The 15,769-nt window shown below is 64.7% G+C and carries 15 protein-coding genes; 13 read left to right on the top strand and 2 right to left on the bottom strand.

Going from position 1 to position 15,769, the window contains the following annotated elements; all coding sequences use genetic code 11:
- The first annotated feature begins 6 nt into the window (after positions 1–6).
- The 7 genes from melA (F9929_RS11995) to F9929_RS11965 all read left to right on the top strand — a co-directional run bounded on the left by melA (F9929_RS11995) (position 7) and on the right by F9929_RS11965 (position 10,151).
- Complete coding sequence (melA, locus tag F9929_RS11995; RefSeq protein WP_152046802.1) at positions 7–1,377, top strand: alpha-glucosidase/alpha-galactosidase; 1,371 nt, start codon at positions 7–9, stop codon at positions 1,375–1,377.
- Between the two features lie 38 nt (positions 1,378–1,415).
- Positions 1,416–2,318, top strand: coding sequence for an AraC family transcriptional regulator (locus F9929_RS11990; protein WP_152046801.1), 903 nt, complete (start codon positions 1,416–1,418; stop codon positions 2,316–2,318).
- 181 nt (positions 2,319–2,499) lie between these two features.
- The gene (gene melA / locus F9929_RS11985) at positions 2,500–3,987 is read left to right on the top strand and encodes an alpha-glucosidase/alpha-galactosidase (RefSeq protein ID WP_152046800.1); all 1,488 of its coding nucleotides are present in this window, start codon (positions 2,500–2,502) and stop codon (positions 3,985–3,987) included.
- Between the two features lie 70 nt (positions 3,988–4,057).
- The gene (locus F9929_RS11980; RefSeq protein ID WP_152046799.1) at positions 4,058–6,112 is read left to right on the top strand and encodes an ABC transporter substrate-binding protein; all 2,055 of its coding nucleotides are present in this window, start codon (positions 4,058–4,060) and stop codon (positions 6,110–6,112) included.
- 67 nt (positions 6,113–6,179) lie between these two features.
- Entirely contained in the window at positions 6,180–7,187 is a 1,008-nt protein-coding gene (locus F9929_RS11975) for an ABC transporter permease (protein ID WP_152046798.1), read from the top strand.
- The gene (locus F9929_RS11970; protein WP_152046797.1) at positions 7,187–8,374 is read left to right on the top strand and encodes an ABC transporter permease; all 1,188 of its coding nucleotides are present in this window, start codon (positions 7,187–7,189) and stop codon (positions 8,372–8,374) included. The genes F9929_RS11975 and F9929_RS11970 overlap by 1 nt, the downstream gene beginning before the upstream one ends.
- Positions 8,375–8,549: 175 nt before the next feature.
- Entirely contained in the window at positions 8,550–10,151 is a 1,602-nt protein-coding gene (locus F9929_RS11965; protein WP_152046796.1) for an ABC transporter ATP-binding protein, read from the top strand.
- Positions 10,152–10,184: 33 nt separating this feature from the next.
- Here the strand turns inward: F9929_RS11965 and F9929_RS11960 are convergent, their stop codons facing one another.
- Complete coding sequence (locus F9929_RS11960; protein ID WP_152046795.1) at positions 10,185–11,060, bottom strand: aldo/keto reductase family oxidoreductase; 876 nt, start codon at positions 11,058–11,060, stop codon at positions 10,185–10,187.
- 95 nt (positions 11,061–11,155) lie between these two features.
- Between F9929_RS11960 and F9929_RS11955 the strand changes: the two genes are divergently transcribed.
- The 6 genes from F9929_RS11955 (at position 11,156) to F9929_RS11930 (ending at position 14,289) form a co-directional block, all read left to right on the top strand.
- Positions 11,156–12,058 carry a LysR family transcriptional regulator gene (locus F9929_RS11955; protein WP_152046794.1) on the top strand — a complete coding sequence of 301 codons (903 nt, stop codon included), beginning with the start codon at positions 11,156–11,158 and terminating at the stop codon, positions 12,056–12,058.
- Between the two features lie 306 nt (positions 12,059–12,364).
- Positions 12,365–12,574 carry a cold-shock protein gene (locus F9929_RS11950; RefSeq protein ID WP_152046793.1) on the top strand — a complete coding sequence of 70 codons (210 nt, stop codon included), beginning with the start codon at positions 12,365–12,367 and terminating at the stop codon, positions 12,572–12,574.
- A gap of 262 nt (positions 12,575–12,836) precedes the next feature.
- The gene (locus tag F9929_RS11945) at positions 12,837–13,067 is read left to right on the top strand and encodes a hypothetical protein (RefSeq protein ID WP_152046792.1); all 231 of its coding nucleotides are present in this window, start codon (positions 12,837–12,839) and stop codon (positions 13,065–13,067) included.
- Positions 13,068–13,213: 146 nt separating this feature from the next.
- On the top strand, positions 13,214–13,474 hold the full coding sequence (gene rpsU, locus F9929_RS11940) for a 30S ribosomal protein S21 (protein ID WP_152046791.1): 261 nt from the start codon (positions 13,214–13,216) through the stop codon (positions 13,472–13,474).
- Between the two features lie 69 nt (positions 13,475–13,543).
- A complete protein-coding gene (locus F9929_RS11935; RefSeq protein ID WP_152046790.1) occupies positions 13,544–13,858 on the top strand; it encodes a hypothetical protein in 315 nt (104 codons plus the stop codon).
- Between the two features lie 17 nt (positions 13,859–13,875).
- Positions 13,876–14,289, top strand: coding sequence for a TIGR02300 family protein (locus F9929_RS11930; protein WP_152046789.1), 414 nt, complete (start codon positions 13,876–13,878; stop codon positions 14,287–14,289).
- Positions 14,290–14,436: 147 nt separating this feature from the next.
- Here F9929_RS11930 and F9929_RS11925 read toward each other — a convergent pair whose 3' ends face one another.
- Positions 14,437–15,558 carry an NAD(P)/FAD-dependent oxidoreductase gene (locus F9929_RS11925; RefSeq protein WP_152046788.1) on the bottom strand — a complete coding sequence of 374 codons (1,122 nt, stop codon included), beginning with the start codon at positions 15,556–15,558 and terminating at the stop codon, positions 14,437–14,439.
- Positions 15,559–15,769 lie beyond the last annotated feature (211 nt).

The following is a 15,769-nucleotide window of genomic DNA, read 5'->3' as shown; positions in this document are numbered from 1 at the left end:
GATGGGATGGCCAATCCGAAACTCGCCTTCATCGGTGCGGGCTCCACCGTGTTCATGAAGAACATCATCGGCGACGTGCTTCAGCGCCCGGCGCTGGCGGGAACCGAGATCCGCCTGATGGACATCGACCCGCAGCGATTGGCCGAAAGCGAGATCGTGGCGAGGAAGCTCGTTTCCACGCTCGGTGCCTCGGCCAAGGTCGAGACCTTCAACGACCGGCGCGCGGCGCTCGACGGGGCGGATTTCGTCGTCGTCGCCTTCCAGATCGGCGGCTACAAGCCCGCCACCGTCACCGATTTCGAGATTCCCAAGCGCTATGGCCTGCGCCAGACCATCGCCGACACGCTCGGGGTCGGCGGCATCATGCGGGGGCTTCGCACCGTGCCCCATCTTTGGGCGATCTGCGCCGACATGATGGAGGTCTGCCCAAACGCGATCCTTCTGCAATACGTCAACCCGATGGCGATCAACACCTGGGCCATCGCCGAGAAGTTTCCGAAGATCCGGCAGGTCGGCCTTTGCCATTCGGTGCAGGGCACCGCCTTCGAGCTCGCTCGCGACCTCGACATCCCGGTGTCCGACATCCGCTACCGGGCGGCGGGCATCAACCACATGGCCTTCTTTCTCGAATTCGAGCACCGGCAGAAGGACGGCTCCTATCGCGACCTTTATCCCGCGCTCCTGCAAGGATACCGCGAAGGACGATTCCCGAAGCCCTCGCACTGGAACCCGCGCTGCCCCAATAAGGTGCGCTACGAGATGCTGACGCGGCTCGGCTATTTCGTCACGGAAAGCTCCGAGCATTTCGCCGAATACACGCCCTATTTCATCAAGGAAGGGCGCGAGGACCTCATCGAGAAGTTCGGCATCCCGCTCGACGAATATCCCAAGCGCTGCATCGAGCAGGTGGAGAAGTGGAAGGCACAGGCCGACCAATACCGCTCGGCGAGCCGCATCGAGGTGAAGGCGTCGAAGGAATACGCCTCCTCCATCGTCAACTCGGTCTGGACCGGCGAGCCGTCCGTGATCTACGGCAACCAAAGAAACAACGGCTCGATCACCTCGCTGCCCGCGGCTTGCGCCGCCGAAGTCGCCTGCCTCGTGGATGCGTCCGGCATCCATCCGACGGTGGTCGGCGACCTGCCGCCGCAGCTCACCGCCCTGATGCGCACCAATATCAACGTACAGGAACTGACCGTCACGGCCATTCTGCAGGAAAAGCCCGAGCATCTTTATCACGCCGCCATGATGGACCCGCACACGGCGGCCGAACTCGACCTCGACCAGATCTGGGCGCTCACGGGCGATCTTCTGGCCGCCCATGGCGACCTCATCCCCGAATGGGCGCGGCCGACAAGCCGGCGCCGCGCCGCCTGAGGTCCGGCATGCCCGCCTCGGGCGCCGGGGACGCTGCCATGGACGAGGACGTTCTCCGGCGCTTTCGCGCCCATGGCTCGGCCATGCGCATCGTGACGCTGGCCCGAAGCCGGCATCGCCTCCACACCATGCCGACCTCGACCGGCTACGATGTCGCGAGCGATCCCGCCACTTATCGCTGGGACGGGCAGAAGCGCGGCTCGGCGCCCTTCACGGTGCTTCAGCACACGATCTCGGGGACCGGGCATCTCGTTCTCGGGCGCCGCACGGTCGAGATCGGCCCCGGCGAGACCATGCTGGTGCTCATCCCATCGGCCCATGTCTACACCGTGCCCGAAGGCGGGCGCTGGGAGTTCTTCTGGATCTCCATGTACGGGCAGGAGGCGCTCCGCATCCACCGCACGGTGCAGGAACAGGCCGGCCCGGTGTTTCGGCTGGCGTCGCGCACGGTGAACGTCATCGCCACCGAATGCCTGAAGCTGATGGAAGGCGGCGGGGCGACGCCCGGCGAGGCCTCGGCCCATGCCTATGCCGCACAGATGGCGCTCTACGACGACATTCTCGGCCTTCACCGGGAAGCCGAACCGACACCGGAGCGCAACGCGCTGGAGGTGGTGAAGGCGCATGTCCGCCGCCACCTGCAAAGCGAGCTGCCGGTAGAGGAGCTCGCCCGGATCGCCGGCTTCAGCCGTGCCCATTTCACCCGCCTGTTTTCGGCGGCCGAAGGTGTCTCGCCCGGCGAGTTCGTGCTCAACGAACGCATGCGCCGCGCGGCGCGGCTTCTGGAAAGCGGCGACATGGCGGTGAAGGCGATCGCGCTCGACTGCGGCTTCGAGGACCCGAACTATTTCGCCAAGGCTTTCCGGCGCGCCTATGGCACGAGCCCGACGGACTTCCGCACGAGCGGCATGTATGCCGGCTCGCTGCCGAGCGGTCGCTAGAGCACGGAAATTCTAGAGCACGATTTTACCCTTCTTCGCACGTTTTGCGTCTACCGCCCGGCAATCCCGTCGCGCTACGGTGCTTGACAACGAAGAATAAGGCGAGCGGATTTAACCCGTTCGCGAGTACCGAAAGGCGGGAAGGGTTTTCGCTCCCCGCCTTGGCGCGAAGGATCGCATCATGTCTGTCAGGATCGCCATCATCGGCGCGGGCTCCGTCGGCTTCACCAAGAAGCTCGTTTCGGACATCCTGTGCGTGCCCGAACTCCAGGACGCGCATATCGCGCTGACCGATATCAGCGCCCACAATCTCGGCATGGCGGAAGAGATCGTGCGGCGCGTGGTGGAGGCCAACGGCCTACCCACCACGGTCAGCGCCGATACCGACCGGCGCCGGGCGCTGGAAGGCGCGCGCTATGTCATGAACTGCTCGCGCATTGGCGGCTTGGAAGCCTATGCCGGCGACATCCGCATCCCGTTGAAATACGGCGTCGACCAGTGCGTCGGCGACACGATCTGCGCCGGCGGCATCATGTACGGCCAGCGCAACGTGCCGGCCATTCTCGACTTCTGCCGCGACATCCGCGAGGTCGCCGAGCCGGGCGCGCGGCTTCTGAACTACGCCAACCCGATGGCGATCAACACCTGGGCGGCGATCGACCATGGCGGCGTCGATACGATCGGCCTTTGCCACGGCGTCCAGAACGGCTGGCGGCAGATCGCGAGCGCGCTCGGGGTTCCGCGCGACGAGCTGGAATATATCTGCACCGGCATCAACCACCAGACCTGGTATGTGGACCTGCGCCATAACGGTCGCCGGATCGACCGCGACGAGCTGGTGGCGGCCTTCGAGCGCCACCCCGTCTTCTCAAGCCAGGAGAAGGTGCGCATCGACGTTTTGAAGCGCTTCGGCTGTTATTCCACCGAATCCAACGGCCACCTGTCGGAATACCTGCCCTGGTATCGCAAGCGCCCCGAGGAGATCGAGCGCTGGATCGACATGTCGGACTGGATTCACGGCGAAACCGGCGGATACCTGCGCTATTCCACCGAAAGCCGGAACTGGTTCGAAACGGACTTCCCCGCTTTCCTGGCGGAAGCCAGCCAGCCCATCGATCCCGCCCGGCGCACCGATGAGCACGCCAGCCACATCATCGAGGCCCTGGAAACCGGGCGCCCGTATCGCGGCCATTTCAACGTCAAGAACAAGGGGATCGTCACCAACCTGCCGGCCGACTGCATCGTGGAATCCACCGGCTTCGTGGATCGCTTCGGCCTCAACATGGTGGCGGGCTTGAGCCTTCCCATGGGCTGCGCGGCGACCTGCCAGGCCTCCGTCGACGTGCAGCGCATGGCGATGACGGCAGCCGTCACGGGCGATGTCGAGCTTCTGAAACTGTCGGTCCTCCATGACCCGCTGGTGGGCGCGATCTGCTCGCCGGACGAGGTCTGGCAGATGGTGGACGAAATGCTGGTGGCCCAGGAACAATGGCTGCCGCAATATGCCGAGGCGATTCCGGCAGCGCGCGAGCGCTTGTCGCGGGGCACCGTGAAAACACGCGACTGGGCGGGCGCGGCGCGGCTGCCGGTGCGCTCGGTGGACGAGGTTCGCGAGGCGACAGCGTCGCGGCGCACGATGGGCGTCCTCGGACAGCGTCCGGGGGCCTGAAGGAAAAGCGGTCGAGACACGCCTTCGGGAGGGGGTGCGGCCGGGTGACGGACAGGGGAGAGAACCGACGATGACGACATGGCTTTCGACCACCGCGATCGCGGTTCTGTCGCTCGCAGCCTTCGGAATGGGCGCAAGCGCGCAGGAGCTGAAAGGCCCCGAGCCCGCACCCGTCGGCAAGAGCCTTCAAAGCGAGGGCGGCGTCAGGATCGAGCACAACAAGCTCGCGCGGCCCGAGAAACTGCCGAACTACCGTGAGCCCGAATGGGTCACGAAGCTGGTGGAAGCCGGCAAGCTCCCGGCTCTCAAGGACCGCCTGCCCGAAACGCCGCTCGTGATCGACACGACGAGCGTGGAAGGGGCCGGCACCTATGGCGGCGTCATCCGCCACGTTTCGGGCGCCCGGCCGCAAGGCTGGAACTGGGCCGCCGGCAACATCATGGCGTGGGGCGGCGTCGAGGAGATCGTCAGCCAATGCCTCGTGCGCAACGCGCCGGTCTGGATGCTGACGCCGGACAATACCGAGCCCCTGCCCCAGCTCGCCACCAACTGGGAATGGTCCAAGGACGGCCATTCCCTGACCATGCATCTTCTGAAGGGCGCCAAATGGTCCGACGGCCAGCCCTTCTCGGCCGACGACGTCATGTTCCTTTGGGAAGACAACATGAACGATCCGAACGTCGCGACCTGGGGCCGTCCGGGCGCTTACGGCGAGGGGACGAAGCTCGAAAAAGTGGATGATGCCACCATCCGATGGACCTTCACCCAGGCCTTCCCTGCCGCCACGCTCTACCAGATGGGCTACCAGAAGATGTGCCCCGGCCCGGCGCACATCCTGAAACCGCTTCACCCGAAGTACAACAAGGAAGCCACCTACCAGTCCTATGCCGACGCGCTGTCGCCGGACAAGACGCCCTGGGTGACGATGGGTCCGTGGACGGTCACCGAATACCGGCCGAACCAGATCATGCTGATGCGGCGCAACCCGTATTTCTACGAGGTGGACGACCAAGGCAACCAGCTCCCCTATCTCGACGAGGTGCAATACAAGCTCTCGACCTGGGAGGACCGCACGATCCAGACGGTCGCGGGTTCGGCCGACTACGCCAATCTCGAAGACCCGAGCCTATACCTCGAATCCATGCGTCAGGCGCAGACGCCGGACTTTCCCGCCAAGGTGATCTGGGGCCCGCGCTCGCTCGACTGGAGCGTCTTCCCGAACTATTCCACCGTCTGCGGCGTGCGCTCGGAGCGTGACAAGGCGATCCGCGAGTTGAACCGCAACCTCGATTTCCGCCGCGTCGTGACGCAAGGCATCGACCGTCAGGCGCTCGGCCAGTCGCTGGTGCGCGGCCCCTTCATCATCCCCTTCGCCGGCGGTCTCCACCCCGAAAGCGATTTCGGTTCGCCCGACATGGCGGTGTTCTACCCCTACGATCTGCCCGGCGCCAAGGCGGCGCTCGCCAAGCTCGGCTTCACCGACACTGATGGCGACGGCATCGTCAACTGGCCGGCGGGCGGGCCGCTTGGCGGGCAGAACCTCGACATCAACCTCGCCTACAACACGCTTTATCCGACCGATACGAGCCTAGCCCAATCGCTGGTGACCATGCTGCGCGAGGTCGGCATCAACCTGATGCTGCAGCCCAACAACACCGAACTCGTGAACCTCATCGATAGCTGCCAGTGGGATTGGGTGGTGCGGCGCGGCGACCGCTACGTCCAGGCCCCGGTGATGAATCTCGACTACCTCGCGCCCGTCGCCTTCAACCGGCCCGAATGGCATCGCGGCACGCCGGAAAAGCCGCAGGAGCTTCTGCCCTTCGAGACCGAGCTCGTGTCCACCATGCGCCAGATCCAGTCCGAGCCCGTTTCGGCCAAGCGCAACGAGTTGCTGCAGGCCTTCAACCGCAAGCAGACGGAGAACGTCTATCAGTTCGGCCTCATCTCGGTGCCGGCGGCGATCCTCGTCAACAAGCGCTTCCGGAACGTGCCCGCCGGAACGCCCGTCGTGGCCTATGGCTGGGGCGAGGACGGCGCGATGCGCGAGCGCTTGTTCGTGCCGGCGGCCGAACAAGGCAAGGTGCCGGAGCTGGCCGCCGGAACGCTGCCCGGCATCCGCTGATCGCCCCGGGGCGGCGGGTTCCTCCCGCCCGCCGCCCGATCCTTCCCGGACAGACAAGGACATTCCGATGCTCGGCTTCGTGTTTCGCCGCTTCCTGTCCGCGCTCGGCCTCGTCTTCGCGGTCAGTCTCGTTTCCTTCACCCTCATTCAGGCTCCGCCCGGCGATTACGCCGACACGGTGAAGGCCACCGCCATGAGCCGGGGCGGCATGGGCGAGGCCGATGCCGAGAAGCTGGCGCAGGCGACGCGCGAGCGCCTCCATCTCGACGATCCCCTGCCCGTGCAATATGCCAAATGGATCGGCGGCATCGTCACGCGCGGCGATTTCGGCCCGTCCTTCCTGCAGAACCGGCCCGCCATGAGCGTGATCGGCGAGCGCATCTGGTGGACGCTCGGCATCGCGCTCGCCTGCCATCTCCTGGCGACGCTCATCGGCTGCGGCCTCGGCATCCTCGCCGCCGTCAACCAGCATCGCTGGGGAGACAGGGCCGCCACGCTTCTCGCCTTTCTCGGCATGACCATCCCGCGCTTCTTCATGGCGCTGGTGATCCTTTATCTTCTCGCCTTCGTGTGGCGCTCACCCACCATCGGCTCCTTGTTCTCCGCCCCTTACGTGCTCGCCCCCTGGAGCCTGGCGAAGTTCCTAGACCTCGTGGCCCATGTCTGGCCGATCGTCCTCATCGCGGCCTTCGGCGGGCTCGCCTACAATCTGCGCGTGATGCGCGGCAATCTTCTCGACGTCCTGCGCCAGCCCTTCGTGGAAGCGGCGCGCGCCAAGGGGCTGCCCGAGAGCAAGGTCGTCATGAAGCACGCCGTGCCGAACGCCATCCACCCGCTCGTGATGAACCAGGGCCTCATCATGCCCTACATGGTCTCGGGCGAACTCGAAGCCGCGATCGTCCTCGCCATCCCGACGGTCGGCCCCTTGATGCTTCAGTCGCTTCTGGTGGAAGACATCTACGTCACCGCCTCGATCTTCATGATCCTGTCGGTGATCCTCGTGATCGGCAATTTCCTCGCCGATATCGCGCTGGCTCTTCTCGATCCGCGCGTGCGTCAGGGAGCCTTCGCCTGATGACCCTTCTCGACGCCAAGTCCACGCTCGACGAAGAGCGCCGCATCACCCGCCCCGAGGAGGCCGCGCGCGAGGTCGACGGGCTGATGGCCGAGGCCGGCGCGCCTGCCGCGATCCGCTCGCGCTCCTATGCGGGACTGGTGTGGCGTCGCTTCCGGCGCAACCCGCTCGGGATGATCGGCGCGGCGTTGGTGCTTCTCCTGATCCTCGGCGCCGTGTTCGCCGATTTTCTCAGCCCCTGCGATCCGAACGCGCGCAACGCGGACGCCATCTACCTGCCGCCGCAGGAACTGCATTTCACCGCCGAAGACGGTTTCCACCCCGTTCCCTTCACCCATCCCATCACCTTCGATCTCGACCCCAACACGTTCCAGCTCGTGCCGACGGTGGACACCGCGACACGCTGCCAGCCGGCCTTTCTGGGAAAAGGCTGGAGCTATTCCTTGTTCGGCGTCACCCTCGACCGCCACCTCTTCGCCGCCCCGCAGGACTGCTCGTTCCATGTGCTCGGCACCGACCGCGACGGCCGGGACATGGCGTCCCGCCTCCTTGTCGGCTCGCGCCTGACACTGCTGATGGCCGCGCTCGTGGTGACGATCTCCGTCACGGTCGGAACGCTCATTGGCACCTTGTCGGGGTATCTCGGCGGGCGCGGCGACGAATGGATTCAGCGCATCGTGGAATTCGTCCTGGCGCTGCCCGAACTGCCGCTTTACTTCGCGCTCGTCGTCATCATCCCGCGCAACACCGACGCGTTTCTGGTTTTTCTCGGGCTCGGGCTCATCCTGTCGGCGCTTCGATGGGCGCAACTCGCGCGAGAGGTGCGCGGCAAGACGCTGCTGGTCAGCCGTCTCGATTATATCGCGGCCGCCGAGGCCATCGGCGCATCGACGCCGCGCATCCTGATGAAGCACATCCTGCCGAACGTCCTCGGCCACGTCATCGTGTCCACCACCCTGATGATTCCGACCATCGTGCTTCTGGAAAGCTTCCTGTCGTTCCTGGGCATCGGCGTGCGCCCGCCTTTGGTCAGTTGGGGAATGCTCCTGAACGCGGCGAGCGATCTTCAAACGCTCGGCTCCTATCCATGGGTGCTCGCCCCCATCGGCGCGATCCTCGTGACCGTTCTCGGCTTCAACATGCTCGGCGACGCGCTTCGCGACGCGATCGACCCTTATTCGAAGTGAGAGTCTGTTTGACGACACGGCGGCAGAGGGCTGGCGAGGGATTTTTCGATGCTCGCGAGGCGCCAAACGCAGTCGATGCCGGCGGCATCGGCGAGGATTGGCAACGAAGTGGCGGCGGAAAAGCACCGCCGGACCGACCCGACCGGGTTGTTAAACAGACTCAAAGGCGCCTTTCATGACGCATCTTCTCGAAGTGGAAGACCTCACCGTTTCCTTTGCCCATGATGACGGCACCGTGGAAGCGGTGAAGCGCGGCTCCTTTCATGTGGAGCGCGGCGAAACGCTCGCCATCGTCGGGGAATCCGGCTCCGGCAAGTCGGTGACCTCGCGCGCGATCATGCGGCTTCTGGCGAACAACGCGACCCTGTCGAAAAACAGCCGCATCCATTTCGACGGCCACGATCTCGGCAAACTCAGCGACCGCCAGATGCGGGCCGTGCGCGGCGGGCGCATTGCCATGATCTTTCAGGAACCGATGAGTTCGCTGAACCCCCTCTACAAGATCGGCGACCAGATCGCGGAAGCGATCGTGACACACCGCCCGATGAAGAAGACGGCAGCGCTTGCCGAGGCGCTGGAGCTTCTGAAACAGGTGCGCATTCCCGATCCCGAAATGCGCCTGTCGCAATATCCGCACCAACTCTCCGGCGGCCAGCGCCAGCGCGTGATGATCGCCATGGCCATCGCCAACGGCCCGGACCTTCTCATCGCCGACGAGCCGACCACGGCGCTCGACGTGACGGTGCAGGCCGAGATTCTGGCGCTGCTCTCCCATCTCCAGAAAACGCGCAACATGGGGATGATCCTCATCACCCACGATCTCGGCATCGTGGAGCGCCATTCCGACCGCGTCTGCGTGATGCGGCGCGGCGAGATCGTGGAGCGGGGCACGACGCGCGAGGTCTTCGCCGCGCCTGCCCACGCCTACACGAAGAAGCTTCTGGCCTCCGAGCCTCGCGGCGAGCCGCAGCCGATCGCGGCTGAAGCGCCCGTCGTGATGGAAGCGCGGAACCTCGACGTCTTCTTCGAGATCCGATGGGGCAGTTTGTTTCGCTCCAAGACCTCCTCGCTTCGCGCCGTCAACGACATTTCGCTGTCGATCCGCCGGGGCGAGACGCTGGGCATCGTCGGGGAATCGGGCTCGGGCAAATCGACGCTCGGCAAGGCGATCGTCAGGCTCCTGAACGTGCGCGGCGGCGAGATCCTCTGGCAGGGCGAGCATCTGGAAAAGCGCACCAAGGCCGAGATGCGGCCCTTCCGCACCAAGCTCCAGGTCGTGTTCCAGGACCCCTTCGCCTCCCTCAACCCCCGCATGTCTGTGCGCGATCTCGTGGAGGAAGGGCTGATCGTCAACGACATCGGGCAAACGCGGCGGGAGCGCGAGGGGCTGGTGCGCGAGGCGCTCCGTTCCGTCGATCTCGACCCGAACTGCCTCAACCGCTTCCCGCACGAATTTTCCGGCGGCCAGCGCCAACGCATCGCGATCGCGCGGGCGGTGGCGCTGGAGCCTGAATTCCTGCTTCTCGACGAGCCGACCTCGGCGCTGGACCTGTCGGTCCAGGCGCAGATCATCGAACTCCTGCGCGGCCTTCAGGCCAAACGCGGCCTCACCTATCTCTTCATCAGCCACGACCTGAAGGTGGTGAAGGCGCTGTGCCACAATGTCGTTGTGATGAAGAGCGGCGAGGTCTGCGAGCGCGGAACAACCGCGGAGGTTTTGTCCAACCCCGCCCATCCCTATACGCGCACCCTGATCGACGCCGCCTTCCGCGCCTGACCTTTCTTCGGCAACGTCGGAGGCCAGTCCCGCTCAGTGAGACGTGTTGTCGATCCCGTCGAGTTCATCGAGGGCATCGGGGGGAAGCGTCAGATCCCCGGCGGCGAGGTTCTCCTTCAGGTGCGCGACCGACGACGTGCCGGGAATGAGAAGGATGTTCGGCGAGCGCTGGAGGAGCCAGGCGAGCGCGACCTGCATCGGCGTCGCCCCGAGGCGGGTTGCGACATTCGACAGGGCATCCGATTGCAGCGGTGAGAAACCGCCGAGCGGGAAGAAAGGCACATAGGCGATCCCCTCCCCGGCCAGTCTGTCGACCAGCGGATCGTCGGCCCGGTGCGCGAGGTTGTACATGTTCTGGACGCAGACCACCGGCGCGATGCCCTGCGCTTCGGCGATCTGGCGGGAGGTCGCGTTGCTGAGGCCGAGGTGGCGGATGAGCCCCCGGCGCTGGAGTTCGGCAAGAACGGTGAACTGCGCTTCGATCGAGCCCTCGCTCGGAGCATGGACATCCCCCATGATGCGAAGGTTCACGACGTCGAGCACGTCGAGGCCGAGATTGCGCAGGTTGTCGTGAACCGCCTTCTCCAGCTCGGTCGGGCTTTGCGCCGGGTTCCACGAGGCATCCGCCCCGCGCACCGCGCCGACCTTCGTCACGATCACGAGGTCGTCCGGATAGGGGTGCAGTGCTTCGCGGATCAGTTGATTGGTAAAGTGGGGTCCGTAGAAGTCGCTGGTGTCGATATGATCGACGCCGCTCGCCACCGCCTCGCGCAAAACGGCGCGCGCGGCGTCCGGGTCGCGAGGGGGGCCGAAAACGCCGGGGCCCGCGAGTTGCATCGCCCCATAGCCGAGCCGCTTCACGGCGCGGTCTCCAAGGGTAAAGCTGCCGACTTCCGAAAGGCTGGGCATGGGTGATCTCCGTTCAGGAACGGGCACTACCTAGCCCTTGCAGCCCTGTTCGATAACCGGCCACAATATGCACGGGCTGTACGGATAAGCGAACAATGGCCGCGAACTTCGCCGATATGAACGCCTTCCTTGCGGTGGCCGAGGCCCGCAGCTTTCGCGGGGCTGCGCGCGCGACCGGCAACAGCGCGTCGGGCATGAGCGATGCGGTGCGGCGTCTCGAAGCGCAACTCGGCGTCCGATTGCTCCATCGCACGACGCGCAGCGTCGTTCCGACGGAAGCCGGGCATCAGTTGATCACGCGGCTGGAGCCGGCGCTCGCCGAAGTGGAAGCGGCGTTCGATGTCGTGAACGTTTATCGCGACCGCCCGGCGGGAATGTTGCGGCTCAACGTGCCGGTGAGCGCCGCGCGACTGACGCTCCCCGCCATCGTGCCGGCCTTTCTCGCGGCCTATCCCGATATCCGGCTCGAAGTGGAGGTCGACGACGGCTTCGTGGATGTCATCGCGGCGGGCTGCGACGCGGGCATCCGCTACGACGAACGGCTGGAACAGGACATGGTGGCGATCCCGATCGGTCCTAGTTCGCAGCGCTTCGCGACCGCCGCCGCACCGGCCTATCTCGACCGGCACGGGCGGCCCGCCCATCCGCGCGATCTTCTGACCCACCCTTGCATTCTCGGGCGCTTCGCGAGCGGCGCGATGACGTCCCCTTGGGAGTTCGAACGCAACGGCGAGATCGTGCGTGTCGAAGCGTCGGGCCCGCTCGTGGTTCGGGTCGGCGCGGGCACCGATCTTGGCGTGGATGCCGCGATCGCCGGCACGGGCATCATTCAGCTTTTCGAGGATTGGCTGCGCCCGCATCTGGACAGTGGCACGCTCGAGCCGGTGCTGGAGGATTGGTGGCAGCCCTTCTCAGGACCGTTCCTGTACTATCCCGGTCGCCGCCTCTTGCGGGCACCGCTACGCGCCTTCGTGGATTTCATCCGCGCCAACAAGTGAAAGCTGCCTTTGGAAGACAGCGGACAAGGCGTCATCCGCCGAGCAGGAAATGGCTTTCTCGCCGACACACCGCGGGTTTCCGGGCCAAAAAATTCCTCGGGAACGTTGGCAACGGAATGAATTTTTCCGACAGGGTTGTAATTCGCACGGATAAGCGTAATTTAGGGGTATCGATTGACGGCCGGATCATTGGCCTTGCACCGAACATACGGTGCCTGTTCACGTTCTTCCATCGTTTTGTTCGATATGAGCGGTTCGCAAGTCATGTGAACTGCCGCTACATCTATATCTTGAGAAAGGTCTCCCATGGCGACGGGAACCGTAAAGTGGTTTAACTCCGAAAAGGGCTTCGGCTTCATCCAGCCCGACAATGGCGGCCAGGATGCTTTCGTGCACATCAGCGCGGTCGAGCGTGCCGGCATGTCTTCCCTCACCGAGGGCCAGAAGATTTCCTACGAGCTGGTTGCCGATCGGCGCACCGGCAAGCAGTCCGCCGACAATCTCCAGGCGGTCTGATCCAATTGCAAGAGCGGCGGTCACAGCTTGAACAGCCAGTGACCGTCCCTATCGCATCGAGTCGCCGCCGACCACGGATGTACTGGCGCGCGCCGGCTCGATGCCGAGATGCTGCTTCTTCGACGAATGCAGCATCTTCCCCTTTCACGGTGCCCTCCGACGCACCGATCATGGTTCCGGGTTTCAGCTCCGAACCATCTGCAGGCCGGTTTCGCTTCGAAATAGCAAACCTGTCCCTTGCCCCGCATTTGAAAGAAAATTCATGAATGGTTCGACAAACGCCCGCGACCTCGCGGAGCGTCATTTCCGCGCGTTGCAGACCGGAACGGCGCAGCCCGTCGTTTTCGGCCTCGCATCCGCGGCGGAAACCAAGGCCAGCGCCGACAAGACGGCGCGGTTGAAGGCTCTCCGGCTTGAGCGCGACAGCGCGGTTCGCCCAGAAGCCCGCAAGGCCATCCGCTCGCAGACCGGCAACCATATTTCCCGCCGCTGACACGGCGCAGCCGAAAGCCCGTTTCACGGGTTTTCAGCGAATACGCCCGTTGGTGCTACCCCGAGCGCTTGCATTGGTATAGATGCGACTGCCAAAGGGCATATTGACCACCGGTCCCCTTGAACCCTCATCCGAAGGAGCAAAGAATGAAAGTCGACGTCCGCGACAACAATGTCGAGCAGGCCCTGCGCGCCTTGAAGCGCAAGCTTCAGCGCGAAGGCGTTTTCCGGGAGATGAGGGCGCGCCGGGCCTACGAGAAGCCGTCCGAAAAGCGGGTTCGGGAAAAGCAGGAAGCCGTCCGCCGCGCGCGCAAGGCGCAGCGCAAGCAGATGCAGCGCGAAGGCCTTCTGCCCATGCCCAAGAAGAAGGAAATTCCGCAGCGTCCCCGCCCGGCCCAATCGGCCTGACGCTCAAGCGCGAGCGAGCGATCCGGCTCGGTCGATCCCAAGTCGAAATGCGGTGAGCACGAAATTCGAATGACTGACCTCCAACGCTTCGGATCGATCACCGGCCCGCAGCGCATCATGATGGCGCTTCTTGACGACGGACCGGAGACGGATTCGGTCGGCCTGGAGGCCGAAGCGCTGACGGCGTCGCAGATCGCCGTTTGCGAACGCCTGGCAGGAAAGGATCTCGTCCGGTTCGATGTCGGCTGGCGCTATTCGTGCTGGTTTCGGCTGACGCCGGCCGGCCGCGAAGCGCTATATCTCCTTCGCTGCAGCGGGAAGTCGGGCCTATCGCCATCGAAACGACGCCGCACCGAGATCATCTCGCATATCGACCGAAGCTGACCGAGGAACTTTCCACCATGGGCAAACCCGAACTCGGCACCAAGCGCACCGATCCCGAAACCGGTCGTAAATTCTACGATCTGGGCAAGGACCCGATCGTGTCGCCCTATACCGGCACCTCGTATCCCTTGTCCTTCTTCAACGCGCCGAGCGCGCCTTCGCGCTATTCCTCGGCGGCCGCCAAGCCGGTTCACCGCGAGGAGAACCAGGATGCGGACAACGAAGAGCAGGACGAGGAAGCCGACACCGTTTCGCTGAACGACATCGAAGACGATGAGGACACCGGCACCAAGCGCGCCGCGGTCGACACGGACGACGGTGACGACGACGACGCGGACAAGGACGACGACACCCTCCTGGCTTTGGACGAAGATGACGACGCCGAAGACGTCGACGACATCCTCGGCGAACAGGGCGACGACGACGACTGAAAATCGCATCCTCCATATGACATTCATCGGAAGGACTTCCATCAGGCCAAGGCCTCGCCGGACTGGTGGAAACGCCTTCCGATCGAACGCATCACCGGGCATGAACGCGCGCCGGTCTCCTCGTGCAGGCACCATGCGTCATAGCCTTCAGGCCGCCAAGGCTGCCTTGCCGGCAGCCCATCCGGGCAGGTCATCTTTTCTCATTTCGCCGGATATCGCGCGCGCCAAACCGTCGCCGATCAAGGCCGCGAGCTTGAAGCCGTGGCCGGAACAGGCGCTTTGCAGATAGCCCGCCGCGCCGATCGGCTCGACGAGGAATCCTTCGTCCTCCGTCACGGTATAATAGCAGACCTTGCGTTCCAGAACGGCGTAGCGATCGAAGTCGCGATAAGCGAGACGCGCCGCCGCCAGAAGGCGGACCGTATCGACTTCGGTCGCCACGCGGTCGTCGTCGGGATCGCCAAGCCTCGTGAAATGATGATCGCCGACCTTCAAACGCGTGCCGGGCCGTGGCGGCAGCGTATAGGTGCCGCTACGCTCGCCGAGATCGATGATCGCCGGCGCATCGCGCCAGGCCGCGTGCAGCCCCGGCGGCGGCGCGACATAAAGCACGATCTGACGCGAAGGCACCGCCAGCCCCGCGAGGCTCGGCACAAGGCGGCCCGCCCAGGCTCCAGCCGCGACCACCACGGCATCGCCCGCATGGACTTGGGCCCCGACCGTTAAGGCTCCGCGCTCGGGATCGACGGCCTCGACCTTCGTGTTCGGGTGGAACACGACGCCCCGTCCGGCCAGATGCACGACAAGGTCGGTGAGGATGCGGATCGGAAACAGGACGCCCGCCCCTTCGCATTCGAAGGCCGCCGTCACCCCTTCAGGGTCCAGCATCGGATAGCGACCGGCCAGTTCGCGCACGGGTACGTCGCGATAGGGCACGGCGAGTTCATCCATGCTGCCCATGCTTTTGGTGAACCAGCCGATCTCCTCGCGCTGGATCACCAGAAGCGGCAGAGGGTCGAAATGAGTGGCGCCGATCTCGGCGAAAAGTTCGTCATAGACACGGAAGGCTTCCGGCATCAGCCGCGCATAGCCGGCGAAGTCGCCATAGGCGTGCCGCGTGATGCGGTGCTCGTCATAGGAGGAGGAGCGCGGGTTGGGGATCGATCCCTGTTCGAAGACCTCCACCGCGAAGCCGCGCCGAACCAGACCCCAGGCGGTGCAAAGACCGCCGATCCCGGCACCGACGACGAGTACCTTGCCTTTGGCCATCGCTGGCTTTCTCCATCCCGCACATTCCGCTGCCAGATTAGCCGAGGCGCTTGAAGCGCGCTCGCGCAAAGACGCGCGGCATAACGGAAGAATTCATATTTTCGTGTAAGCATAAGTTCGGGCGGGAACGACTTATTTACCCACCCACGCAGGTGATTTTCGAAACGCTTGAAGCAAGGCGTGGACAATGCGTAGCTTGCACATATGTGTC

Origin of the sequence: Aureimonas psammosilenae (genome assembly GCF_009176975.1) — a bacterium.
Taxonomy (GTDB): domain Bacteria; phylum Pseudomonadota; class Alphaproteobacteria; order Rhizobiales; family Rhizobiaceae; genus Plantimonas; species Plantimonas psammosilenae.
This window is presented reverse-complemented; position numbering and strand designations above follow the sequence as displayed.